Raw genomic sequence first — 23,903 nt, 5'->3', positions numbered from 1 at the left:
GATAATTACACGTTCCCTGCATCCGCCTGACTGCTGAGCCAGATAGATTCGATCTCTTTTACAATCTTAGTAATACCATCAAATTCCAGCGGCTTTATTATAAACCTGTCTGCGCCGGCCTTAAGGCAAACCTGCCTGTCTGCATCTGCGTCCGATGTGGTAAAGACAATAGTAATAATTTTTTCTGTGAGTTTATTTCTTTTTATCTCTTTTACGACTTCCCTGCCGTCTTTTCTCGGCATATTGAGGTCTAATATTACAATGTCCGGCTTCGGGGAATCTGCAAAGTCGCCGGCATTATGAAGAAAATCCATAACCTGCACCCCGTCTGTAACCCAGAAAATCTGAGCATCCAGACTGCTTTTATTGATCCCAATTTCAAAAAGCATCTTATCGGCAGGATTATCTTCGGCTAGAAGTATATTCACTTTTCTTCCCATTATTCCGCCTGTTAAATCTTTCACTGTACACTTACTGGAAATTCTATTATTGTTCCGTTTAGAATTATGTCAATAGAATGTTTCCCGCAAGCGATTAAAGGTGCGGGATAAAGCCGGCAGACCGAGAGAGGCTTATTTTGTAAATCCTAAACTGTATGCCTAAAAGATATCCCCGATATCCCTGGAAAGTGAATTTCGGGGATTTCAGGGATATGAATTCAGGTAGAGAGAAAGGAATAATACACCATGCAGTGAACCTGAACTCAAAAACTTTCCCCTAATTCCCCAAACCGTTCAAAGTGGGGAAAATGGGGGAGTCTTTTAAGGAATAATAATTCCGCAAGAAGCGGGGAATCTTAACGCAGCGATGAAAGATAAACACTACCCCTCACGGACAATCACGGACTCTCGCAAGAGCTTGCGCAAAAAGATCGGCGTAATCTGCGTTTTAAAAGACCAAGCTGGAATTAAAACTGGCCGGAACATTAAATCTTCCGGCCAGAATTCACCAAGCACTGCAATCGTATCACTGTTTCGGCTGAGACTGCATATTCTCAATATGCTTCTTGAGCGCTGGGTTGCTGTCGATCTCTGAGATACTCTCGCTGTTTGTCTTTTCGTTCTCTGAGATCTTCATTAGATTTTCATTCCTGTCAGCCACGTGCGGCGTGAGGAATATAAGCAGTTCAGTTTTCTGCTTTTGAATATCCCTGCTCTTGAAGAGCTCGCCGAGAATTGGGATATCGCCAAGCAGAGGTACCTTCTTATTCACTTCCTTATCATCATCCTGCATAAGCCCGCCGATAACGATTGTCTGGCCGTCCTGTATCGCCACCCTGCTTTCGGAAGAACGCTTGCTGAACACAGTAGCATCCACGGTTTCTGATATCGGCACGGTTTCTGTAGTTGTATTTGAAATTTCCGGGGCAATATCCATAGTAACAAGTCCTTCATCGTTTATCACAGGCGTAACTTCGAGAATAATTCCAATATCCTCATACTGAATCGTATTGATTGTCTGGCCTGTTTCGGTGGTTCTTGTATCGGTAATAAAGGGGACTTCCTTGCCTACGTTTATCGTAGCTGTCTGATTGTTGCTGGTTAGGATATAAGGCCTTGAGAGAACATTCATCTCACCAATGCTGCTTAAAGCCTTGAATGCAAACTCCAGATCGCCTTCAAGAATCTTCACTGCCCCGCCGTCGCCGAGATCTGAGGGAAGAAATTCAGTACCGTAAAGTTCGCTGTCTGCCTGAAGCGAATCGGCTGTGCCGTCCCCGTCGGTATCCACAAATCCTTTGCCGCTGAGAACAGAAAATTCAGTGCCGAGCTCGAAATCATCATTCCTTGCAACCTCGGCAATAAGCACCTTTATCAGCACTTGAGGCACAGGCTCATCAAGCTCATCGATAATAGGCTTAATCTTATCATAATTTTCCTGCGATGTCATAATAATAAGCGAGTTGGTATCCTCCTCTGCCTCCATATACACCTCTTCAGACAAATCGGTTTCTGACGAGCCGGAGCCCCCTCGCCGGATATTGCCGCGCCTGCCGGAAGACTCTCTGTCGTCTTCATTAAAATCTTCCATCTTCTCGAAAAGATTATTAAGGACATCTTTTAGATTTGCGGCTTCGGCATTTTTGAGCTTGTAAACAAAGAACGAACGCTCCTCAGCGGGGTTTTTGTCTATCTTTTCCACAACCTCTGCCACTATCTCCAGCGTATCGGAAGGCCCGCTTACCACAACTGTATTTGTGTCTTCATCTGCCGCTGCACGCACCTTGATATTCTGCGAAATAACCCCCGCACCGCTGGAGCCGTTATCATCGCGGTCTCCCATTCTAGATCTCATCATACGCTCAAAGGGATTCCGCCCCCTTCTGCCCTCCTCCTGAGTATCCTGCTCAAATACTTCATTTATCAAATCGGCAGTATTGTCTGCCTCAGCGTACACGAGGTTAAACACCTTAACCGAAGCGATTGATGCCATTCTCGTATCAAGGGCCTGTATGATCTTTACAATCCTTCGGATGTTTGAGGCGGTATCGGTGATAATTATGCTGTTGCTCGCTTCGTTTGAGGTAAAATCAGCCTGTTCGGAGATAAGCGAGGCAATATCATCCTTAACCTTCACCGCATCTGCATACTTTATCGGGATGATATGCGTGATCACCTCATCAGTCTCCGGCACATCCTCAAGCTCACTGCCGGAGCTAACAGGTATGCTGCTGTATTTGGCTCTGCTTATATCAAGGATCTTGAGCGTTCTGCCCACTCTCACCGCCGCATAATCCATATCCACAAGCACGCTGTTTATCAGCGAAACCACCTCATCGGCATCCAGCGGCTGCTTGCTCACAACAGTAACGCGGTCGGTAAGCACTACATCAGAAACCACAACAAACCCGGCCTCCTGCGAGAGATAATCCAAAACATCAGCAACTGGGACATCCTGAAAATTCAGCTTGATCTCAACATCTTCAGAGAACTTTGCCGGCTTATCTTCGGCCGCCTGAGCCATGCAGAAACAAGCGGATATAAGAGCCGCTGCGATAATATATAATTTCTTATCAATTTTCATTTGCTTAAACCTCATCATTTATCTAACTGACGTTTTCTTCTTTCTATTAATTTTTTCAGTATCTCGCTTTTATCCGAATCGCCGGCAGGCTCTGTTTTCTCATCATCCTGCTCAGCAGGCTCAGAATCCTGCTGCACGAAAACAGTTTTCTCTGTTTCCGATCTGCCGAGCTCGCCCCCTATTTTCACCTCAGACTCTGAATCACCTTCTCTGCAGACAATCGCATCCTTGCTCACATTCAAAATCTCTCTGCCTGCAATCTCCTCTCCCGGGCCTACGATATAAACCTTTCCCGAAACTTCCTCCTCTATGAAAGCTGAAGGCTTTGAGCCGCTGAAGGCAGTGCCTTTCAGAACATAAACGCTGATCACCCTGCGAACCTTCTTTTCAGCTTCCTCTGTTTGTTCCGGAGGCAAATCAGGGATTCTGTTTTTGGAAAATATATTTTTTTTGTAAATTACGCTGTAATCCTCAAGGCTTGATGCCTTTTCTTCTTCTGAGGCAAAGAGTGCGAGCGTTATCAGCAGTACAAGCAGAACCTTATTCATCATTATCCTCCTTTGCAGGTTTTATAAAAAGAGCGCTCAAATCAATCTGAACCGATATCTCTGTGCCGTTTTCATTGGCCGCTCCGAGCTGAAAAGATTCCGTCCTCACGGGCATATCGGATAAAGCCGCTTCGTACATAAATTCAGTAACCGCTCTGATGCTTCCCTTCCCTGAAATAGACATTTCCACCAATCCAAATCCTTCCTTCACCTCCGAGACATCCGGCTGAACAAAGGATATATCAAGGCCGGCGGAGCTGGAGGTTTTATCGATGAAATCAAGAAGCCTGCTCTCGAGCTGCTGAACATTTTCAGTCAGCCCGTTTTCCTGCATCCGATCCCACTGCGGCTGGAAGAGCTTCTTTCGCTTTATCAGATTCTGAGCCTGCGCGAGGTCTTCTTTATTTTTCTCACCTGCATTTATAATCTCAGCCCTTTTTCCCAGTCCTGGAGAAATGATATACTTATCGCACAACAGAATTGCTATCGAAGCAAGGGCAATAATCAAAATTCGCTTTTCTCTCAACGTCAGATCCATCAGCCTGCCTCCTCAAAATCAAAACTCACCGCAAATTCAAATATTCCGCTTCCCTTGCCGGATTTTCTTATGTAAAGCGTTTTCACCGATTTCATACCCGAGCCGTCTTTGATGCGGTCTATAGTTTTGTTCACAGCATTCTCGCTCTCCGCTCTGCCCGTAACGACCTGCCCGAGAGCAGAATCAGAGGCAATCGAATTCACCCAAACGCTGCCTTCAGCGGGGAAGGCATCTGTGAGTTCCTTGAGCATATCAAGCCTTACAGGCTCATTGTCAAACCAGCCTCGTGCAAACTGAACCCTTCCGATAATCTTCTCAGCCTCCTCAGCCTGCTGAGATATCTCTGAGAGCCTTGTTTGCGAGGCTTTCATATCCTTGAAACGACTCCACGTATCATAAGCAAAAACACCCGCCAAAATCAAAACAGCCGCCACTGCTAAGCCCGCTTTTAAGATAAGGGGGCGGGAGACCTTCCCATTCTCAGGCTGGAGCCTTCCGGCAAGAAAATCAATCTTGAACGCTGAGCTTAAATACTGCTCTGCCCCGATCCTTGCAGCCTGCTGATCCATTGTTTCAGACGGTTTTTCCGGCATATTTACCGGCGATTCCTCTGGCAGAGAGCCTTTGAGCTTCTGCGCCTGGACATAGCTGCGTACAGCAGATTCAGGATCATCACCTGCATTTTCACTGCTGATAAAATCAACATCGCTCAAGGCCGAACCCGTCCGGCAGGCCAGCTCAAAACCGCCTGTTACAGGAAATACAGAAAGACCCTGCTCCTCAGGCTGCAAAACCGACGCTATACAGCCGGCCGCAACGGGGGTAAGCCCTGCTGAACGGAGAAAATCAAGGCGTTCTTTTAATGCAGCCTTTGTGATAACAAAGACATTCAAAGCTCCCTCTGAGGCAATATAATCCGCTTCAATCTGTTCGAAGGGAATATCCAGCGAGCTCTCAATTTTCAGCCTCGCTGCACCGGCAAGCTGAGCCTGCTGGAGATTGCCCGGAACGTCAAATCTGCTTGCCATTATGTGTCTTGAGCTTAAAGAGAGAACCGCCTGAGATGCGGAGAACCCCTCATTTTTCAAAAACTCCCTGAACCGGCCGGCTTCATCTGAAAGCTTATTATGAAGCTCGAATTGAGCAAATCCAGTTTCTTCAAAATGCGTCCTTCGCCTGTGAACCTCGCAAACCGAAACGGCCTTTGAGGTAAACACTATGCCAAGTATTTTTCTGTTATTTTTCATCTATTCGCCTAAATAAAAAGCTATCGTCCTGATTATTCTAATTCTTTTCCGCTTTTGAGCGTTTCAAGAATCTGGGCATCCAGAGGCCAGCCAAGATGTTTTAATGATTGCCTGTAAATCACCTGCGGGCTCTGACCGGAGGCGGTGTCGATAATAATGAAGTATCTTGCAAACGCCCTGCCGTCGGAGGCAGCAACCACCAAATCCGCCGAATACTGATGCGAGCTTCCTGTTATGAAGCTGCCAATCTCCACGGCCTTAGCCTCTTCAAGAACCTCTGTAATCCAGATAATGCTCCCCTCTTCCGGCGGATTCTCTGCCCTGTATTCAACCAAATCCTCCACCTCAGACTCCTCAAGCCCGGGCAGGCAGAGAAGCACTTCGGAAGGAGCAGAATTTACATTTATAAGCCCGTTTATCGTATCCTCATCGCTTGTGGTAATATTCGCACCTAACTTTTCGAATTCTTCAAGGGTCATTCCGCTGGTATAGTAGAACTCAATAATATTATCATAACTCTGCTGAGTTTGAATTGCGGCAAGGATTTCGTATGCCCTCTCTTCTCCCTCGTTTTCTTTTAGAAGATTAAATATTTTCATACTGTTGGCCTGATCATTAACGTTTATCATCTCCCCGCCTCCGCTGGCCTCATTGGGCTGGCTGCTGCAAACTGTAACATAATTGTAAAAGCCCGGATCGAGCTTTCCGTCTCCGTCGTCGTCGGGGGCTGAAGCCGCCCCGTCGTTTTCATTCTCATCAAGCAGGCCGTTTCTGTTTGTATCCTCGCCGAAGAGTATATCCTTCTCTGCTCCCTTCACCAGAAGCACCTCTTCAACAGTTTCGAAATCATCATCCTTGGCCGAATACGGCTCATCCAGCAGCAGATAATACTCGCTTTCAGCCCCGCCCGGGCTCACCTCCTGATCGCCGTCGCGCCAGTCAATTATCGAATAGGCAAGCTCGCTTGTCATTCCGGGAAGCTTGGTGAGCATATCGTAGGAAGCAGTATTAAGATTAACTTTCCCCGCCTCGTCTATAAGTCCATAGGAGAGATGATCTTCATCCGACAGATCAGGCGAAATCGCCCAGAAATAACAATCCCCGATTCTCATCGCCTCAAACGCCGTTTGTTCATACTCCACCGAAGAGTCTTCCTCGCTGGAAATACTGGTTAAAACGTAATCAATCGCTCCCTCAGCTGCCGCCTCACACTTCACCGTTGAGAGGCTGTTTGCTGCAAACAAGGCATCCACCCGCAGAGACCTGCCCATAATAATCACAAGCCCGGCAAGCAGGAGCGTAACCCATATCGTAACGATAAGCACTGTGCCTTTTCTTCGGCTGTGTATTTTAAAGCTGGCCGGCATTTGCTTCTCCCTGAGAGTCTTCACTGGCTCCTTCATAACAGCGAAGAAGAAAGGTTTTGGAATAAACGGGGTTATCACCATTATTATTGAGCCTCTTATGCACCTCTTTCTCCTCATTTTTCTGAGAGTCAGAGAGCTGAATACTGAATCTCACCGCTTGAGGGATAACGCCGTCTTTTTCTTGAGAATCCCACTCTTCGAGCCACTCGCCCTGATAGTAATATTCAATCTCAAGCGATCTGACACCTTCAAACAGTATATCCTCATTGAGCTGTTCGGCATCCTTTGAGAGCGGATTGTACCTTACGTATCTAACAAGCAGGTTCTTCTTCTGCTCGTCTATGTTTACCCGCGCAGGGGCGGGCACCTCATCCAGCCCTGAGGTGAGGGCGTAGGTTATTTCTGCAATATTGCAGGTTTGCTTTTCTGCTTCCCCGCTTAAGCTTGCTGAAAAAAACGAAAGCTGATCAGCCGGAAAATCGCCCTGCTCATCAGATTCGCCTGTAAACTCTCCAAAAAGTGTTCCATCAGGCGAAGGGGTGCAAGTTAAATCACGCCTTATGGATTCAAACACAGGAACAATCGTTCTGTACGGCTGAAGGGCCGTTTCAGCGGAATCTTTAGCCCTGAAAGCAATATGCAAAGATGAATAAAGGCTCAGCGCAATGATATTTATAAGAGCCATCGCCATAACGAGCTCTATAAGCGTGAAAGCACATTCTCTGTTTGCACCTGCCTTTTTCATCTGTGTCAGTCCGTTTCCTGCTTCACGAGAGTAGTAAGCTCAATACTGTCTCGCTGGATATCCTCGCCCCAGTAAACAGTAATACTTACCTCCAGAAGCGAGGGGTCTGTCCAGTCTTCTGCTCTCATTAGCCAGCGAAAATCTTTAAACCCTTCTTCTTCAAAATCCCCGGTCTGCTGGCTTTTTGTCCAATTCTCTTCCAGTCTGATCTCTGCGAGCCGGTTTTCTGCGAGGATACCCGCACGCTGGATTTTGGCAGAATTTGAAGCCACCCGAACTGCCATAGAGATCCCTGAAACAGCAGCGGGAAGTATGATTCCCACAAGCACCACTGCCGCAAGAACTTCGATCAGTGTAAAGGCTTTCCGCAGACCTTCCATCAGTTCCTCCGTAAATTCTCAAGCTCTATGCTGGTGAACTTTCTGCCCAATCCTCTAAACTGTACAAGGAAGCGGTTGCCCCTTGAATCTTCAAGCAGTGCGCTGCAGTCTTTGCAGTCTCCAAGCGAATCAAACTCAATGTAGCGGGCGTTTCCTTCACGCTGGAAACCCTCAAATGTGATCTCAACTTCCTTCGGGATATCCCGAGGTACAGACATACTCTCCTTTGTATGCTCATCCTCTCGACCGGGGTTGTCTGCCACCCAGTAACTCTTTCTGGATTCATCAATCATAAAGCTGTAAGGTCTGCTTTCGGAGATAGCCTGAAGACGGGCGTATCTTGCCGAGACCACAAACATCTCAGCAAGCTCGCCGAGCTGCCGCGAAGAGAAAAAGCCTCTGAGCGAGGGCGCAGCAACAGCGAGCATCGTACAGATGATCACCATCACTAAAATAAGCTCAATAAGCGTAAAGGCTTTTGTTCCAGCAGAACGCATTTTCAGTTTCTGTCCTCATCCCAGTTTATTATGTCATCGTCAGTGCCGCCCCTTCCATCGGGACCGTTTGAATAGAGGTCGTAGCCGTATTCATTATGCCTGCCAGGATACTCATAATTGTATTCATTTCCCCACGGGTCATCAGGCACGCCGCGTTTGAGATAAGGGCCTTTCCATCTCTCAGAATCATTGCCCGAAGGTTTGTCAACAAGAGCCTCAAGCCCTTCACTGTCTGATGGGTAATCGCCTGTATCGATCTCGTATGAATCCAGAGCCAGCTCGATATTTGATATATCTGTTTTAGCTGCGCTCACTCTTGCCTCTTCACTTCTGCCTGTAAACTTCGGTACTACAACAGCCGCTAAAACCGCAAGAATCACCACGGCAAGCAGAAGCTCTATGAGCGTGAATCCTTTTCTTTTGTTTTGTTTCATATTTCCCTCAATGAATAAGTTCCTGTAAATTAAATATTGGAAGAAGCATCCCCACTACAATCGTTCCCACAATTGAAGCCATAATAAAAAGCATCAGCGGCTCGCATACCGAGACAGCAGTTTTGAGCTTTCTGTCGAGCTGCTTTTCATTCATCTCTGCAAGACGCTGAAGCTCTTGATCAAGTCTTGAACTTTCCTCAGCAATCGAGATCATTTCAATATTGGCTCCGGAAAAAAGCTCCGGGCATCTTCTCAAACTTGCCGAAAGAGAGCTGCCCTTCTGCACATCTTCAACCGCAACACTCACAGCTCTTGAGAGTACGTGATTGCCGATCGCCTCCCTTGCAACCTTGAGAGAATCCACCAGCGGAACGCCCGCCCCTATCAGAGTTCCGAGCATCCTTGTAAAACGCACAAACGCAAATTTTGCCGTAATCGTCCCCGCAATAGGTATCGAAAGGAGCGTTTTCTCATATCTTGCTCGTCCCTGCGGCGTGGAGATATAGTTTTTGAAAAATACAACACCTCCAAAAACAGCAAAGAGGATTATGTACCAGTAGCTCATAATGAATTCGCTTGCCGCAACTATTGTTTTGGTAAGCCCGGGAAGCTCCCCTCCAAATTCCATAAAAATGGAAGAAAAACGCGGTATAAAAAAAAGCATAAGAAATACAAGTATAGCAAAGCAGAATACGCTCAGGATAATCGGATAAATCATTGCAGACTGAACCCTGCTCCTCAGCTCATTCTCGCTTGAACGGAAATCTGCAATCTGATTGAGCACAAGATCCAGGAATCCGCCCATTTCGCCCGCCCGAACCATAGCTGAGTACACAGGCGGGAAATATTTCGGCCAACGGCTCAAGGCATCTGCAAGGCTCGCTCCGTTGGATATATTCTCTGAAACATCCTTCCAGAGATTTTTGCTGGCCGGCTTATCCGATTCATTCTCAAGAACCTTCACTGCCCTGCTCAGCGGCATCCCGGAAGTAAGCAGGCTGCCAAGCTCCCTCGTGTATGTTTCGATATCGTTCTTTGAAACCCTGCCTGCACGCTGTGAAGCGGACTGCTTATCGTTCTGCTGGATTTCAGAAGGCATAAGCCCTTTTGCTGCAAGAGTATCCAAGGCGGCCTTGCGTCCTGCCGCCTCGAGCCTTCCGGACACCGCTGCACCTGAGCTGTCGAAAGCTTTGTATTCAAATAAAGGCATATTCCCTCCTTACACCTTCGTTACTCGGAGCATTTCTTCTACGGTAGTCTCGCCGGCATCAAGATACCTCTGCACGTCTTCCCTGAGGGTTCTCATGCCCTCTTTCTTCGCCTGCTTCTTGATGTCTGTAACCGAGGCGTTATCCATAAGAAGAGCTCTTATATCATCGCTTACAACAAGCTGCTCAAAGATTCCTGCCCTGCCTCTGTAGCCTGTCCCCTGGCAGTTTCTGCAGCCTGCCCCTTTGTAGAGCGTTTCAGGGATTATCTCGCCGTATTTATCCCTGAGGGCATTAGCTTCATCTTTATCAATCTCTTCTCGGCAGTATGGGCAGATCTTCCTGAGAAGCCTCTGGGCGAGCACAGCTTCAAGCGAAGAAGCCACAAGATACGGCTCAACACCCATATCCACAAGCCTTGTGAGAGCTCCGGAGGCGTCGTTTGTGTGCAGTGTGCTGAATACCAAATGGCCGGTGAGCGATGACTGCACAGCGATTCGTGCTGTCTCAAGATCTCGTATTTCGCCCACAAGAATAACATCCGGGTCGTGCCGGAGAATAGAGCGAAGCCCCGCTGCAAAGGTAAGCCCGCGCTTATTAGACACCTGTATCTGATTTACGCCGTAAAGCTGATATTCGATCGGGTCTTCTATAGTGATAATCTTTCGCTCAAGATCGTTTATCTTCGAAAGAGCAGCGTAAAGCGTGGTAGTTTTGCCGCTTCCGGTCGGACCGGTAACGAGAATAATCCCGTGCGGCTTCGTTATCACATCAGAGAAAATTTCCCTGTCCTCGCGGTTCATACCGATATTCTCAAGCCCAAGCAGCATTGATGAGCAGTCCAGCAGCCTCAATACTACCGCCTCGCCATAGAGCATCGGGATAATCGAAACACGGATATCCACCTCTTTGCCCGAAAGGAGCACCTTAATTCTTCCGTCCTGAGGCACCCTCTTCTCGGCTATATCCAGATTGCTGAGAATCTTTATACGTGAAACAATCGCCGCCTGAAACTGCTTCACCTCAGGCGGTACTGACGCCCCCTGAAGCACTCCGTCCACCCGGTATCTCACACGCAGTTCATCTTCAAACGGCTCGATATGAACATCCGTTGCTCTCTTTTCTATGGCCTCTGTAAGCAGCTGATTGACAAATCGAATTATCGATGCGCCTTCAGCCTCATCTTCAAGGTCTATATCCTGCTGTTCAATCTCGCTGAGTATCGTAAGCCCGCTGCTTTCAGCCTCATCTACCATAGTCTGGATCGTATCGGCGCCCAGGCCGAGATGGGTTTTGATAAAGCGGTCTATATCAGACCTGCAGCAAAGCGCAATCGGGCAGTCCAGTCCTGTTGATATGCGCACCTGATCAATCCCTCTGCTGTTGAAAGGATCGTTCACGGCAATATGCAGCCTTTCGTCAATCTCTACGGGAGCTATGCAGTGTTCAAGCAGCAGCCTCGCTGGGAATTTTGCAAGCATATCTCGAGAGGGCAGGAGACTTTCCAGAGAGCTCAGGTATCTGCAGCCGATAATATCAGCGATCGCCTCCAGCAAACTTGGTTCATCCAAGTCCGTATTCGAACTTACAGCACCAAGAATGGTGTTGTTTTTGGAGATTGATTCATCAACGGCAAGAGCCTGAGACGCACTTATCAGGCTCTTTTCCTTCAATTTCTGCGATAAAAAACTCATTAGCAGTAGGTCCGGAAAAATAGTTTTTTTATGTTCACTGCCGGCCGCAATTAACGCAGCCGGCACTGTTTTTTATTTACAGAGCTATTTGAGAAGCCCCATTGATACCATCTGCGCCTCCTGCACAACGGTAAGAATTTCCTTGAGCTTTTTCTGAGCCTCAAGAAGCTTCTGCTGCTCCTTGGCCCTTGCAGCACGCAGTTCGCTGAGCTCTTTTTTGATCTCATCTACATCAGGATTTTCCTTTTCCAATGCCTCTTCAAGCTCTGCGGCCGCTTTGCGTGAACCTTCAAGCTCCTCGATGTTTCTTTCAGGGCCGCCTCTTCTTCTAAACACATTCATCATTCCTCTGTTTTCACCAAGCTGCGCCTTCTGCTTGAGCTCCATCACCGTCTCAACACGCGGCTTAACAACAGCCCACTCATCATCGTTCACAGCGAGTTTGTCCTTGATTGCGGTCATAATGCGCTGCTGCATCATCTTCCGCATCTCGTCCATATCGCGCCTTGGCCTTCTGTTTCTGTCCGGCCTTGCCCTGCCTCTGTCTTCACGGTCTCCTTCAGCAGCGAACAGTCCGCCTGATAAAACTGCAAAAAGCAGCATTGTAAACACTAATTTCTTTTTCATTTTTCAATCCTTATTAACTAAAATAAAATTATACGGTTTGTATTCATATTAAACTGTTTTCTTATATTAGACGTATAGAGAGCAGGGTATATTTCAAAAGGTTTAATAATATTAAAAAATTTTCAAGATTATTCTAAATTTATTTTTTTTATGTTACATTTAAGCCTGTCAAAGCGTATTACAAAATGAGATCATCCTTAAGGAAAGATATACAAAAATCAGGCATCAAACTTAACGAAAGGGATTAAAAATGAAGAAAATTTTAACTGCAATTATAGCCATTACATTCATTGGCTCTGCAGCCACAGCAGCAGAATTGAAAATGAACCACATACCCGCAGATTCAAAGTGGGTTTTTCACTGGAATTCAGACCGGTTCAGCGAAACCGAATACTGGGAGATGGGCAAAGGAGACATACCCGCAGACAAAATGGAAGAGATTGAGTGGCTCTCAGATTTCCTCGGGTATGATGTGCTGGAGCAAACCCATGGAGTCACGCTGTACGGACCGGACTCAAAAAAACAGAACGCCGTTTTAATGGTTTATGGAGAGTTCGACAAGCCGCATGTAATTTCTCAGCTTGAGGAAAATGAAGAATATGAGCTTGAGCTCTACAGAAGCGAGAGGATTCATCAATGGAGAGACCAAAAGGACAACAGACTCAAATCCGGTATATTCGCAAGCCCGAAACAGGTGGTTGTTTCAGAGAACAGAAAGGCTCTTAAGAAGTTTATTGATATGAAAGCGAAAGACCGGGAAAGCCTAAAGACAGCGGGTTCTTCTTCTCTCGGCTCTCTTCTTGAAGCAGCAAACGATGATGCCTTTATGATTATCGGGATAACCGAAATCAGCAACCTTGACAAATTCGGCAAGAAAAATGCCATTTTCAACAATTCCAGTATGCTCGCTGTTGTGAGCGGAGAGAAGGAAGGGAAAACATATATAGATCTTGACCTAACAACGAAAGATAAAAAATCTGCCAAGCAGGTTGAAAAGATGATTTCCGGTATCAAGGCTTTCTTAATGCTGAAAAGCAAAAACAACACTGATGCTCTTTCAATTCTTGAAAAAACCACTCTCACCCGCGATAAAAACCAGCTTTTTATGAGTATTGAAATACCATCTGAAAAGGTTTATAAGGCAATCAAAAGACACGCAGAAAAAGAAAAAGCTGAGGACTCTGATAAGTAACAAACTTCGATGCACGATAACCTGAAAAATATTGATGACAGCAGGCTTGCCCGGTTCGCCTCTAACGGCAACCGGGCGGCTTTCGATGAGCTTGCAGACAGATTTACAGGAAAGCTGCTTTTATTTGTTTCCTCGAAAACGAATAACTATCATGATGCAGAGGATATTGTGCAGGAGACTATGATTAAGGCATACAGGAATATTGAAAAGTTTGACAGCAAGAGCAGCTTCAAGACATGGATTTTTACAATCGCTTACAGAACGCTTGTGTCTAATACAAGGAAAAGCAAGCCGGTTCTAATGAGCGAGGAATCTCAGAGAAATCTTGAGATTACTGAACAAAGCCATGAAGATTACGGCTGGGTGTGGCAGAAGGCAAGAAAACTCGGCGAAGAAGCATTTCTGGTTCTATGGCTGAAATACAAGCAGGAAATGAGCGTATCTGAGATAGCAAAGGTGATGGGCAAAACAAACGCAGCTACAAGAGTTCTTCTTTACCGCTCACGAAAAAAGATGGCCAAAAAGCTCTATGCCGAGCAGGAAAAAAGACACAACAGTTTTTTTAGATCAGATGAGGGGGTTAGTTTTGAAAGGGCAAAATTATGAAAATTAAGCTTTTCAGCTTTATGCGAACGGATGAAAGCAAAAATCACCGCAGAAGGCTCACTGCCAGCCAGATAGATGAGATAATGCACCAAAGCGATATAGGTATATCTCAAAATCAGAAGGAAGAGGTTTATAAAAAAATTGAATATAAACTAAACGAAATTGACAGCAGCCAAAATGCCGAGCCTTCCAGAAGGGCTCTGCCGAAATTGAAATTTGCTTCGTCTATAGCAGCAGGAATACTCCTGCTTGCCGGTGCGTTTTTTATCTATTCCAACACAACACCCCAAAAGCCTGCTCAGGCGAATAATGCCGGCAAACATTTAAATTTCAGCACGGCTCTCCCGGATATCTCATTTACTCCGGAAACAATGTATGAAAGGGAAGTTGAAAATATAGAGCAGGACATCAAAAGCGGGATAGATTTTCTGCAGGGCTGTATGCCCAAAGGAGTAAATCAGCCTAACAGCAAAAGCGATTCAGAAACCTAAAGCCTATTCTAATAAAACCTTAATACCGCAGCTATTCGAAGAGCGGCTGGTTGTTTGGAGCTTGAGGAGATATGCCCAAATGAGAATAGGCCAGCGGCGTGGCCTCTCTGCCCCGCTTTGTTCTTCTGAGGAAGCCTTCCTGCAGCAGGTACGGCTCTACAACATCCTCCAGCGTATCCCTTTCCTCGCCCAGCGTGGCAGCGATTGCCTCAATGCCCGCAGGTCCTCCGCCGTAAACTGTGATCAGCGATTTGAGAAAGCTCCTGTCGAGCTGGTCTAAGCCGGCAGAATCAATCCGCTCCATCTCAAGCGATTTGTTCACGATCTCCGTTGTAAGTTCGCCGGAGCCCTTAACCTGTGCATAATCACGCACTCTCTTCAGAAGGCGGTTTGCAATTCTCGGCGTGCGTCTGCTCCTCGCAGCAATGAGCCTTATAGCTTCCTGCGAACCCTTCAGTCCGAGCATATCAGCCGAGCGGTTGACAATTTCCGCAAGCTCATCAACTTTATAGTATTCCAGATGATAGAGCATCCCAAACCTGCTTCTAAGAGGAGAACTCAACAGCCCTGCCCTTGTTGTAGCTCCGATAAGCGTAAACCGCTTGAGCGGGAAGTTTATCGTTTTGGCATGCAGCCCGCTGTCAACCGTGAAATCCACCTTAAAATCTTCCATAGCGGGATAAATAAACTCCTCCACAGCAGAATTCAGGCGGTGTATTTCGTCTATAAACACAATATCGCCCGTATTGACATTGCTCAAAAGCCCCATTATATCGCCCTGTTTGGCAAGAGCGGGGCCTGAGGTAACGCGGATAGCCGCATTCATCTCACGGGCTATGATGTTGGCGAAAGTGGTTTTACCGAGCCCGGGAGGGCCGTAGAAGAGTATGTGCTCGAGCGGCTCGTCTCGTCTGCTTGCCGCCTCTACTGCAATACGAAGCTTCTCACGCACATTCTCCTGCCCGATACACTCCGAAAGGCTCTGAGGGCGTAGGGCAGCATTAAAGCTGTTTTCCGCCGGGTTCTTCTCTTCTGCGCTTAAAACTCTCTCTATTGCCATCTGATTCCTGCCAAAATTGATTCTTTCGTTAATTGCCGATTATATTCGGCCTGACGGTAATTATAACTCTCAGAGGTATTATTTCAAAACGTTTCGGCAGGAAAAAGGCGTATAAAAAATCTCGGGTCTGAAGCAAACCCGAGATTTATATGTTCTGCGTTATTTATTTCCTCTGGATTGAGCCTTAGTTCGCACTTTCCACCTTTGCCACTCATTCGAGAGAGATTTTACAACCTCGGGGTGCTTATCCGCCACGTTCTCGGTCTCGCAGGGGTCTTTCTCAATATCATAGAGCTCCCATTCGATCGGCTCGGGGAATCTCTTGCCCCAAACCATCTTCCATTTGCCCTTTATAATTGCCCTTGCCTTCTGGTGATTGTAGCAAAGTGTGCGAGGTTCGAGCTTTCCGCCGGGCTCGAAAGTTTTGGTAAGGCTCACACCCTCCATAGGCTGAATCCTGCTGCCGTTATAAACCCTTGGATACTTCGCCTTGGCGACATCCAGCAGAGTCGGCATAACATCAATAATATGCGTATAATCGCGAACCCAGCGGTCTGTAGAATTCAGTCCTGCAGGCCAGTGCACGATAAACGGCGTTACAATACCGCCCTGATGGGTAAAGTGCTTGTAAAGGCGGAAAGGCGTGTTGCAAAGATTCGCCCAAGCAGATCCGTATGCGTGGTGCGTACCCGGGCCGCCCATCTTCTTGAGCTCTTCGCCCTTGTGCAGTTTCGTTATTCCTGCTCTGGAGCGGCCGTCGAAGCCGAAAGGCCCCCATTCATAGCATGCACCGTTATCCGAGAGGACCATTATGATTGTATTTTCATACTCCCCTTGGTCTTTGAGCTTCTGAACGATCTTGCCAATACCTTCATCCACGTGCTTAACCATAGCTGCGTATATAGCCATTCTGTGGGCGAGATCTTCCTGACGGTCTTCCGGCAGCGAATCCCAAGAGGGGTTTGGCTCTCCCGAATAGCCGTTTGCGATCTTGTTGTTATTCTCAACCGGCACGAGCGAGCGGTCTGTTAGTTTCCAGCCGTCGTGATTTACCAGTCCAATCTCCTTCTGCCTTTCGAACCTCTGCTCTCTCAATTTATCCCAGCCCTTGCGGTAAGTATCAAGCAAAGGCTTCACTGATTCGTAAGGAGCCTGGACGGGGAAGTGAGGCGAGGAGTGAGCGAGATACATAAACCACGGCTTATCCTTCTTTTTCGCCTGATCGAGGAACTCAAGGGTGTAGTCGTTGAAGGCATCTGTGGCGTAGAAATTTTCCTTATCGTATGTAATTTCGGGCTTGCGTCCTTCGGGAAGTCGGTGATATTTGTCCGGCTCCCACTGATCCTGCGCATAGCCTCGATAGAAGCCGTAAAATTCATCAAAGCCGCGGTCTGTTGGGCGAGTGCCCTCTTTTGCTCCAACGTGCCATTTACCAACGTGATATGTCTGATAACCGCTTTTCCCGAGCGCCTCACCAAGGGTTACGCAATTGTCAACGAGTGAACCGCCGAAATTCGGGATGCCGGTCTGCCCGGGATGAAGCCCTGTAAGGAGGCTCGCCCTTGATGGGCAGCAGCGTGCGGAGTTTGTCATATGTGTGTAGCGAAGCCCGCTCTCTGCGAGCTTATCAATATTGGGCGTAGGCAGTTCGCCGCCGTAGCAGCCTAGATCACTGTAGCCCAGATCATCAAACAATACCAGAAGAATATTCGGCCTTTTGGCGGCCTCGGCTGCCCCTGATATGTTTGCAGAATTCGCACCAAACGCATTGATATGACCGGCAAACGGAGCAGCAACTGCTGCAAAACCGGCCCTCTGCAAGAATTTTCTGCGATTCATATATCCTCCGAAAAGTCTAAATCTTATTTAGTAAACCCGCTAAACACAGCGGCCTTACTATTAAATAGCAGGATGGTTAAATTTTTTACAAAAAAATACAGATATGTTTATGATTTCACGCTAAATCAGGATTTATCCTCAGAATCGCCGCCGGAGTCCTCATCCTCTCTGTTTCTTTTAAGCACTATATAAAGCTGAAGGGCAAAGCCCGAGAGAGCCCCGATAATGATAAAGCCGGGCTCTGTGTTTTGGATCTTATCCAGAAGCGAGCCGAGAAATGCACCGAGCATCATTAAAACCGCATACTCTATGCCCACGGTTACCCAGCGGTAGTAATCGCCATGGCTTTCGCTGTTTTTATCCTTTTCATCTTTCATAAATCATCCATAAAAAAACAGTGCATCGCCAAAGCCTTTTCCAGCCGGCAGATGCACTGCTTCAATTTCCTGTAATTCTGGCTTAGTTCAGCTTCTGGCCTGATCGAGTATCAGAGTTTTCACCTTCTCGCTCGGGAGGTTCAGCGAACCGTAAGCACTGGCTGATGATTCTCTCAGCTCAGGATCTACCGCCCTCGAAGCTGTCATTGAATAGAGTTTGTCTATCTGTTCATCTGTTAGCTTGCTGCCGTTGAGCTTGGCCGAATTGATGAGCGAATCGAACACGCTCATACGTACGGATTTATCAAAATCCTCGCTCAAGGCAACATTCGCAATGGACTTCTGAGCCTCTGCTGTTTTGAGATATGCGAGCACCTGAGCCGCTTCAATGCGGTATTTATCGCTGTCTGAGCGGATAACCCTGATCAGAGGCTTCTGAGCCTTAGACACATCCACAATCTTATTCCTCGCAGAGCAGAGCTGATCGAGCACATCAAATGCCCTGTCAGCATATTCTGCGGCCTTATCCTCGCCGAGCTCTTCGGCACTTTCCTGCATAATCGCAGTGCTGAGACGCTCGATTATAAGTGAGCTGCCAACGAAATCCCTCGTTGGATTCGCCCCGCCCAGAGCGATAGCTGCGCTGAGCTGCACGGCGGTGTTATCGTATTCAAGTGCATCCACAAGCGGCTGGCTCGTTCCAAAGCTTTCAAGCAGGGAAGCCTCGCCGGAACTTGCTGCAAGCGCCTCTACGAGATTGAGGGTGATATAGTTGTTCTTATCCTTTATCGCACGTGAAAGGGCTTGATGGAGGTATTCAGGGCCTGCTGTTACAGCATAGGTCATAGCGTCTGCATGACCATCACCGAAATACTCAGGCATCGCAATTTCGGTCTGCTGAGCCTTGAAGAAGCCGTCGAGCCAGAGGGCAATTGCCTCGCCTGTTTCGGGATCTGCCTTGAGAGACCACTCACAGCTGCGCATACACATCAGCTCAAAGAAATATCCGCGTTCAACCTTTTCGCGGGAGAGTCTTTTCTGAGTTTTATCCCAAAACCAAACATTTGCAAAATCAAATTCTGCGTTCGGCTTGAGCGAATCCTTATGGTAGTAGTAGTCTTCACCAAGGGCGAAGAACAGATCAGATGCAGAAACCTGAAGGGAAGAGCCCTTGATCTTCTGCAGGTTTTTAGCTGCAAGCTTTTTGAGCTCTTCCGTTTCAGCAGTTTCATAAACGTGCTTGAGATACGGAAGCGCCTCTGAATAACCGATGCTCCCTAGAGCACGAACCGCCTCAGACTTAACCGCCACATCCTTCATCTGCAATGCTGCGCAGAGCGGCCTCACTGCATCCCTGCCCATCTTCCCAAGGGCTGCTGTGATATAAGGCATCTCGTCCTTGCGGGACTCATCGCCAATCGCATCAAGCATATAAGGCACGGCAAACTCGCCTGAATTTCGAAGCCGCTTCTCGGCCTTGATTCGGCCTCTTATAGTTGTGCTGAGGCGTTTAATCTCCTGCCTGATGATTTCCGGGTCAGTCCTTTTGATGTAACGCCCTTCTTCAATAATATCGATAATCGATGAGGCGGCGTCTTTGAGCTGTTCGTTGCTGTTGTAAACCCTGAGCAGGATCGAATATCCGCGGGGATTTTCCTGAGTGAGCTCAAGCATCTCTACCGGATCCGGCTCGCTTTCTATAATCGCCTCGGCCTTGCTCTTTGCAAGCTCATACCGGCCAATTGCTGTGTAGTGCAGGAAGTCGTTCCAGTTTTCTTTAGTAGTAGCAGCGCTGAGCAGCGATGTAAACGAAAGCATTGCCGCCAGCAAACATATCTTACAGATTTTAATAGACATCTATTGTCTCCAAAAAGGTGTTCGCCGAACTTTAAAAACGAATAATTACTTTCAAAGGATTATAATTTGTCTAATCGAGGTGTCAATTAAAAACAAATCCCCCAATCCCCAAAACTTGAAACATATCACTTATTACTTAAAACTTATCACTTATTACTTAAAACTTATCACCCGGCCATCCCGCAAGTTCATATATTTTTCGTTGAGGGCTTGTTTATTGTGTTAAAACGCACTTTTCCTGAAGGATTTCTATCGCCCCACTTTGCATTTTTTCTGGCTTTTGTTCAATTGGCAGTTTTTTGCTCATTTTTCAATTACTTGATTATTCTCCTCAGCCGGTTTACAATTTCAGCTATGCCTTATATAGAAATAACAGCCCTTGCTTTAGGCCTTGCGATGGATGCATTTTCCGTATCGCTGGCAATCGGGGCAACATACAAAGAACTGAAATTTTCCCGATCAATGTTTATGGCCATGATGTTCGGGCTTTTTCAGGCTCTAATGCCTCTTGCCGGTTTTTTTGCAGGAGGTTTTTTTTCTAAATACCTTCAGAATGCAGCAAATCTGCTTGCATTTGCGATCCTGTCATTTCTGGGGATAAAAATGATATACGAAGCTGGCAAACTGCTTCATACCGGAAGAGCGGGAAAAGTCAGAGCAGACGTAGCGGCAATTATAGTTCTTGCTTTTGCCACCAGCATTGATGCTCTGGCCGCCGGCTTTACAATAACCCTGTTTGATGCGAGCGTGTGGTTTGCCGTTACGATTATAGGCGTAATAACATTTTTATTGAGCATTATCGGCACTGAATTAGGCTGCAGAGCGGGACATCTTTTCGAGAATAAAACCGAATTTGCCGGAGGGATTATACTTATAGCTCTGGGCATAAAAATCCTCATCTTCGGCTGAGAAAATTTACGGGAGTTAACAGGCAGGATTGACTTGTTTAGCAATTGCTGGTAATATCCTTTTTATGAATATGATTTCTTATAAATACATAGACACCCAAAGCCTTATTGACAGGCTCGAAAAAGATATTGCCGCCTCCAGCTTCGCAGCGGTGGATATCGAAGGAAATTCAATGCACGCATACTACGAGCGAGTTTGCCTTATGCAGATAAGCATTGAAAATGGCAGTTTCATCGTTGACACCCTGAAGGATATTGATTTCTCCCGCTTTATTAAAACGCTCGAAAAAAAGCTTTTAATCCTTCACGGCGGCGACTACGACCTGAGAATGCTTGATAAAGATTTCGGTTTCAAACCGAAACACAAAATCTTTGATACACAGCAGGCCGCCTCACTTGCAGGTATTGAGAAAACGAGCCTTTCTAATCTGCTCCAAGAGTTTCTCGGGGTGGAGCATCCAAAAGATCAGCAGCTTTCGGACTGGACAAAAAGGCCGCTCAGCGAGAAGCAGCTCTCTTATGCAGCAGCAGACACTGCCTTCCTCAAACCGCTTGCCGACAAGCTCACAGAGCTGCTTGAGGATATGGGCAGAAGTGAATGGGTGAGCCAGTCTATGAAAGACAGGGCAAAGAACACGCCGAAATACAAGGAAAAGAACTCCCCTGAAAAATGGAGGGTGAAAGGCTATTCCGTTCTAGAGCCGACTGAACTGAGATACCTGAAGGTAATATGGAGCTGGCGAGAGGAAATTGCCGCAAAGATAGACCTGCCCCCGTTTAAGGTGATGAGAAGCTCATCGATGATTGAGCTCTCAAAAAAGCTCTCAGGGGATGGCAAATACAGCCTTTCAAAAAGTAAATTTCTTCCCAGAGCATGCAAGGGCGAGTTTTACGGTCTGCTGAAAAAAAGAATCGATTACGCAAAAAGACTCCCCCAAGAAAACTGGCCTGATAAGTATGTAAAAAAGGATAAGCCTGCTGCCTACGACAAGGCTCTTATGAAAGAGCTTCGGGGCTTTGTTGCGCAGGCTGCGGAAGAGAGAAGAATAGACCCTTCAATACTTGTGAATAAAGCCGGCATTGAGGAAGTGTCCCGCAGGAAACCCCAGACAGTTTCCGAGCTTAGAAAAGTACTCCAGCTTAATGACTGGCAGCTTGAGATTATTGAAGACCGGTTCATCAGCATCATTCTGAGCCACAGCGGCTAAAACTAACCCTTGGGCTCGAATTCCCTATTGCCGAATATGCGGCCTACACCGAATTCCTCGAGGATATCATCTTCCTCCTTGTGCATTTTATAAAAAGCCTCTTCGGTGGTATCGTCGAAGCCGAGATTGTGCAGCAGGCCGTGCAGTGTGTAGAGCAGCAGCTCATCTTCTGATGAATGCGGGCTGTCTTGAGCGGTTCTTTCCGCCATTTCGTAATTCACGATAATCTCGAAATTCAGCTCCCCGCTATCCGGCTCAGTTAGGTCAAAGCTTATAACGTCTGTGGTTTTATCGTCAGCCATAAAGAGCCTGTGCACCTCGCTTGCAGCCTCATCGCCCACTACCGCAATGCTTATCAAGGCATTTTCAAGCTCGAATCTTTCGCAGGTAAACTCAATCAGGTTTCTGAATCGCCTCTCGCTGAGGCTGAGATTCGGAAGTTGAATGTTTATTTCCGTTTCCACCATTCCCGTTTTCAGCTTTCTTTTCCTCGTCTTTATCTTCGGGATACTTAACTCTGCCGTGATAATGAGCTGTTAGGCTTTTAACCAAGGCCTTCTCAATCTTGCTCAGCTCTTTTATAGTTATCTCGCAGTCGTTAAACTGCCCATCCCTCAGGCGGGACATCAGAATATTATGCACCACCGCCGATATTTTTGAAGGCGTTGGTTCGGAGAGGGCTCGCGTAGCCCCTTCTGTTCCGTCACAGAGCATCAGGATAGCCGCCTCTCTTGTGCTGGGTTTCGGCCCTGGATACCTGAAATCATCTTCCGAAACGTTCTCCTCGCCCCTCTGTTTTTTGGCTTCTTCGTAGAAATATTTGATGATTGTTGTGCCGTGATGGGTTTCTATAAACTGCCTTATCGCAGGCGGGAGGTTGTATTCCTTGGCAATCTCAATCCCGTCTTTCACGTGCCCCACAATCACAAGCTGGCTCATAGCAGGGGTAATTGTATCGTGCTTATTTGCCTGCCCCATCTGATTTTCCACAAAATACTTGGGTTTATTGGTTTTTCCGATATCGTGGTAATATGCCCCGACCCTGCATAGCAGGCCGTTTGCCCCGATCGCCTCGGCAGCGTTTTCAGCGAGCGAGCCGAGCAGAAGGCTGTGGCTGTATGTTCCCGGGGCCTCCATAGCGAGCTTCTTGAGAAGGGGCTGGTTTGCATCGGAGTAGTCCAGCAGGGTCATGCTCGTTACAACTCCGAAAACCTTCTCTATCACCGGCAGAATCCCCTGAATTATCACGCCTACAAAGAACGTGGATAAGGCAGCCGTTCCAGCCCTCTGGACTACCTCAAGCCCCTCAAGCCGATTGATAACACCCATCGAAACCGATACCGCCATCACGCATATAGCAGCGAACATACTCACCTGTATTAGCTTCCAGCGGTTGCGTATTTCCTTCATCGTAAAGCAGCAGGCAAATATCCCCGCAACCATCGTTAGAAACAGCTCCACCGCCTCCTGCCCGGGCAGTACAAACGAAGCCATAAGGGCATACAACAGGGAGATCGTGAGCGAATAACGCTGGGAGTAGGTGATAGTGAGGATCATAGCTGAAACCACCCCAGTACCTGTTGTAAGGTAAACCCATTCCTCAGAGCCCGATCCTGTTTTTGCTATAAAAAGCAGCAGAAGAAGAAGTCCTGTGAGGGCGAGAAGCCTTGCCCTTTTGCGGATAATTCTCGGGCGGAAAAGGTATGTATAAACACCCATCCCGGCTGTTATAAGCAGCATCAGGGCGAAGTATGCAAGAAATTCAGCCGGGCCGGCTATTCTCACTAACGAGCCTTCTACACTGAAGGAAAGAACCGCGCTGCAGAGAAATGCGAATATAACCGCCGTGATAACGGCTGCCATATAGCCCTGCCTTACAAACTCGTTGTATTTTGATGCCCGCTCCGCAGCCCGCGTGTTGCGTACCTGCTTCCTTCGGGCATTTACTTTTTTTCTAAATATCTTCATAATTAAGCTCTCAGGCCAAAACAGCATTTTAAAACTAAAACCGGGATGTTCAAGCTTATTCCAAAAATCGATTGCCGGCGCCAAAAAA

General features: G+C 47.1%; 24 protein-coding genes. 5 read left to right on the top strand and 19 right to left on the bottom strand.

What is annotated here, in order from left to right; all coding sequences use genetic code 11:
• Positions 1–5 precede the first annotated feature (5 nt).
• From STSP1_RS09905 to STSP1_RS09845, 13 genes are all read right to left on the bottom strand, one after another.
• Positions 6–440, bottom strand: coding sequence for a response regulator (locus STSP1_RS09905; RefSeq protein WP_085756187.1), 435 nt, complete (start codon positions 438–440; stop codon positions 6–8).
• Between the two features lie 526 nt (positions 441–966).
• Positions 967–3,024, bottom strand: coding sequence for a type II secretion system secretin GspD (gene gspD, locus STSP1_RS09900; protein ID WP_161491706.1), 2,058 nt, complete (start codon positions 3,022–3,024; stop codon positions 967–969).
• 14 nt (positions 3,025–3,038) lie between these two features.
• Positions 3,039–3,575 (bottom strand): hypothetical protein, encoded by a 537-nt coding sequence (locus tag STSP1_RS09895; protein ID WP_123807032.1) that lies wholly within the window; start codon positions 3,573–3,575, stop codon positions 3,039–3,041.
• The gene (locus STSP1_RS09890) at positions 3,565–4,110 is read right to left on the bottom strand and encodes a hypothetical protein (RefSeq protein WP_085756184.1); all 546 of its coding nucleotides are present in this window, start codon (positions 4,108–4,110) and stop codon (positions 3,565–3,567) included. Before STSP1_RS09890 ends, STSP1_RS09895 begins: the two co-directional genes overlap by 11 nt.
• On the bottom strand, positions 4,110–5,357 hold the full coding sequence (locus STSP1_RS09885) for a hypothetical protein (protein ID WP_085756183.1): 1,248 nt from the start codon (positions 5,355–5,357) through the stop codon (positions 4,110–4,112). The genes STSP1_RS09890 and STSP1_RS09885 overlap by 1 nt, the downstream gene beginning before the upstream one ends.
• A gap of 32 nt (positions 5,358–5,389) precedes the next feature.
• Positions 5,390–6,724, bottom strand: a complete 1,335-nt coding sequence (locus STSP1_RS09880) for a type II secretion system minor pseudopilin (RefSeq protein WP_161491705.1) — start codon at positions 6,722–6,724, stop codon at positions 5,390–5,392.
• Positions 6,708–7,469, bottom strand: coding sequence for a type II secretion system protein GspJ (locus STSP1_RS09875; RefSeq protein ID WP_085756181.1), 762 nt, complete (start codon positions 7,467–7,469; stop codon positions 6,708–6,710). The genes STSP1_RS09880 and STSP1_RS09875 overlap by 17 nt, the downstream gene beginning before the upstream one ends.
• 5 nt (positions 7,470–7,474) lie before the next feature.
• Positions 7,475–7,849, bottom strand: coding sequence for a type II secretion system protein (locus STSP1_RS09870; protein WP_085756708.1), 375 nt, complete (start codon positions 7,847–7,849; stop codon positions 7,475–7,477).
• Complete coding sequence (locus STSP1_RS09865) at positions 7,849–8,346, bottom strand: pilus assembly FimT family protein (RefSeq protein WP_085756180.1); 498 nt, start codon at positions 8,344–8,346, stop codon at positions 7,849–7,851. Before STSP1_RS09865 ends, STSP1_RS09870 begins: the two co-directional genes overlap by 1 nt.
• A 2-nt stretch (positions 8,347–8,348) precedes the next feature.
• Positions 8,349–8,780 (bottom strand): type II secretion system major pseudopilin GspG, encoded by a 432-nt coding sequence (gspG, locus tag STSP1_RS09860; RefSeq protein ID WP_085756179.1) that lies wholly within the window; start codon positions 8,778–8,780, stop codon positions 8,349–8,351.
• A gap of 7 nt (positions 8,781–8,787) precedes the next feature.
• Positions 8,788–9,990: a type II secretion system F family protein gene (locus tag STSP1_RS09855; RefSeq protein ID WP_085756178.1), complete on the bottom strand. Its 1,203-nt coding sequence runs from the start codon at positions 9,988–9,990 to the stop codon at positions 8,788–8,790.
• 9 nt (positions 9,991–9,999) lie between these two features.
• Positions 10,000–11,682: a GspE/PulE family protein gene (locus STSP1_RS09850; RefSeq protein ID WP_085756177.1), complete on the bottom strand. Its 1,683-nt coding sequence runs from the start codon at positions 11,680–11,682 to the stop codon at positions 10,000–10,002.
• 84 nt (positions 11,683–11,766) lie between these two features.
• Positions 11,767–12,309 (bottom strand): hypothetical protein, encoded by a 543-nt coding sequence (locus tag STSP1_RS09845; protein ID WP_085756176.1) that lies wholly within the window; start codon positions 12,307–12,309, stop codon positions 11,767–11,769.
• Positions 12,310–12,559: 250 nt separating this feature from the next.
• Here STSP1_RS09845 and STSP1_RS09840 point away from each other — a divergent pair, with 250 nt between their 5' ends.
• From STSP1_RS09840 to STSP1_RS09830, 3 genes are read left to right on the top strand one after another with little or no spacing between them, the layout of a single operon-like run.
• Complete coding sequence (locus STSP1_RS09840) at positions 12,560–13,501, top strand: hypothetical protein (protein ID WP_085756175.1); 942 nt, start codon at positions 12,560–12,562, stop codon at positions 13,499–13,501.
• A gap of 9 nt (positions 13,502–13,510) precedes the next feature.
• Entirely contained in the window at positions 13,511–14,107 is a 597-nt protein-coding gene (locus tag STSP1_RS09835) for an RNA polymerase sigma factor (RefSeq protein ID WP_085756174.1), read from the top strand.
• Positions 14,104–14,598, top strand: a complete 495-nt coding sequence (locus tag STSP1_RS09830; RefSeq protein ID WP_085756173.1) for a hypothetical protein — start codon at positions 14,104–14,106, stop codon at positions 14,596–14,598. Before STSP1_RS09835 ends, STSP1_RS09830 begins: the two co-directional genes overlap by 4 nt.
• 31 nt (positions 14,599–14,629) lie before the next feature.
• Here STSP1_RS09830 and ruvB read toward each other — a convergent pair whose 3' ends face one another.
• The 4 genes from ruvB to STSP1_RS09810 form a co-directional block, all read right to left on the bottom strand.
• A complete protein-coding gene (ruvB, locus tag STSP1_RS09825) occupies positions 14,630–15,658 on the bottom strand; it encodes a Holliday junction branch migration DNA helicase RuvB (protein WP_085756172.1) in 1,029 nt (342 codons plus the stop codon).
• Positions 15,659–15,817: 159 nt separating this feature from the next.
• On the bottom strand, positions 15,818–17,497 hold the full coding sequence (locus STSP1_RS09820) for an arylsulfatase (RefSeq protein WP_085756171.1): 1,680 nt from the start codon (positions 17,495–17,497) through the stop codon (positions 15,818–15,820).
• A 125-nt stretch (positions 17,498–17,622) separates the two neighbouring features.
• Positions 17,623–17,874 carry an AtpZ/AtpI family protein gene (locus tag STSP1_RS09815; RefSeq protein ID WP_085756170.1) on the bottom strand — a complete coding sequence of 84 codons (252 nt, stop codon included), beginning with the start codon at positions 17,872–17,874 and terminating at the stop codon, positions 17,623–17,625.
• Positions 17,875–17,961: 87 nt separating this feature from the next.
• The gene (locus STSP1_RS09810) at positions 17,962–19,731 is read right to left on the bottom strand and encodes a HEAT repeat domain-containing protein (protein WP_085756169.1); all 1,770 of its coding nucleotides are present in this window, start codon (positions 19,729–19,731) and stop codon (positions 17,962–17,964) included.
• Positions 19,732–20,085: 354 nt separating this feature from the next.
• Between STSP1_RS09810 and STSP1_RS09805 the strand changes: the two genes are divergently transcribed.
• Together STSP1_RS09805 and STSP1_RS09800 are read left to right on the top strand one after the other, a co-directional pair.
• Positions 20,086–20,640, top strand: coding sequence for a manganese efflux pump MntP (locus STSP1_RS09805; RefSeq protein WP_085756168.1), 555 nt, complete (start codon positions 20,086–20,088; stop codon positions 20,638–20,640).
• A 64-nt stretch (positions 20,641–20,704) separates the two neighbouring features.
• Positions 20,705–21,847, top strand: a complete 1,143-nt coding sequence (locus STSP1_RS09800; RefSeq protein WP_085756167.1) for a ribonuclease D — start codon at positions 20,705–20,707, stop codon at positions 21,845–21,847.
• Positions 21,848–21,849: 2 nt separating this feature from the next.
• Here STSP1_RS09800 and ybeY read toward each other — a convergent pair whose 3' ends face one another.
• Together ybeY and STSP1_RS09790 are read right to left on the bottom strand one after the other, a co-directional pair.
• A complete protein-coding gene (gene ybeY / locus STSP1_RS09795; protein WP_085756166.1) occupies positions 21,850–22,314 on the bottom strand; it encodes an rRNA maturation RNase YbeY in 465 nt (154 codons plus the stop codon).
• Positions 22,241–23,815, bottom strand: a complete 1,575-nt coding sequence (locus STSP1_RS09790; RefSeq protein ID WP_161491704.1) for an HD family phosphohydrolase — start codon at positions 23,813–23,815, stop codon at positions 22,241–22,243. Before STSP1_RS09790 ends, ybeY begins: the two co-directional genes overlap by 74 nt.
• Between the last annotated feature and the right edge of the window lie 88 nt (positions 23,816–23,903).

The sequence above is a fragment of the Sedimentisphaera salicampi genome (assembly GCF_002117005.1).
In the GTDB taxonomy this organism is placed as follows: Bacteria; Planctomycetota; Phycisphaerae; order Sedimentisphaerales; family Sedimentisphaeraceae; genus Sedimentisphaera; species Sedimentisphaera salicampi.
This window is presented reverse-complemented; position numbering and strand designations above follow the sequence as displayed.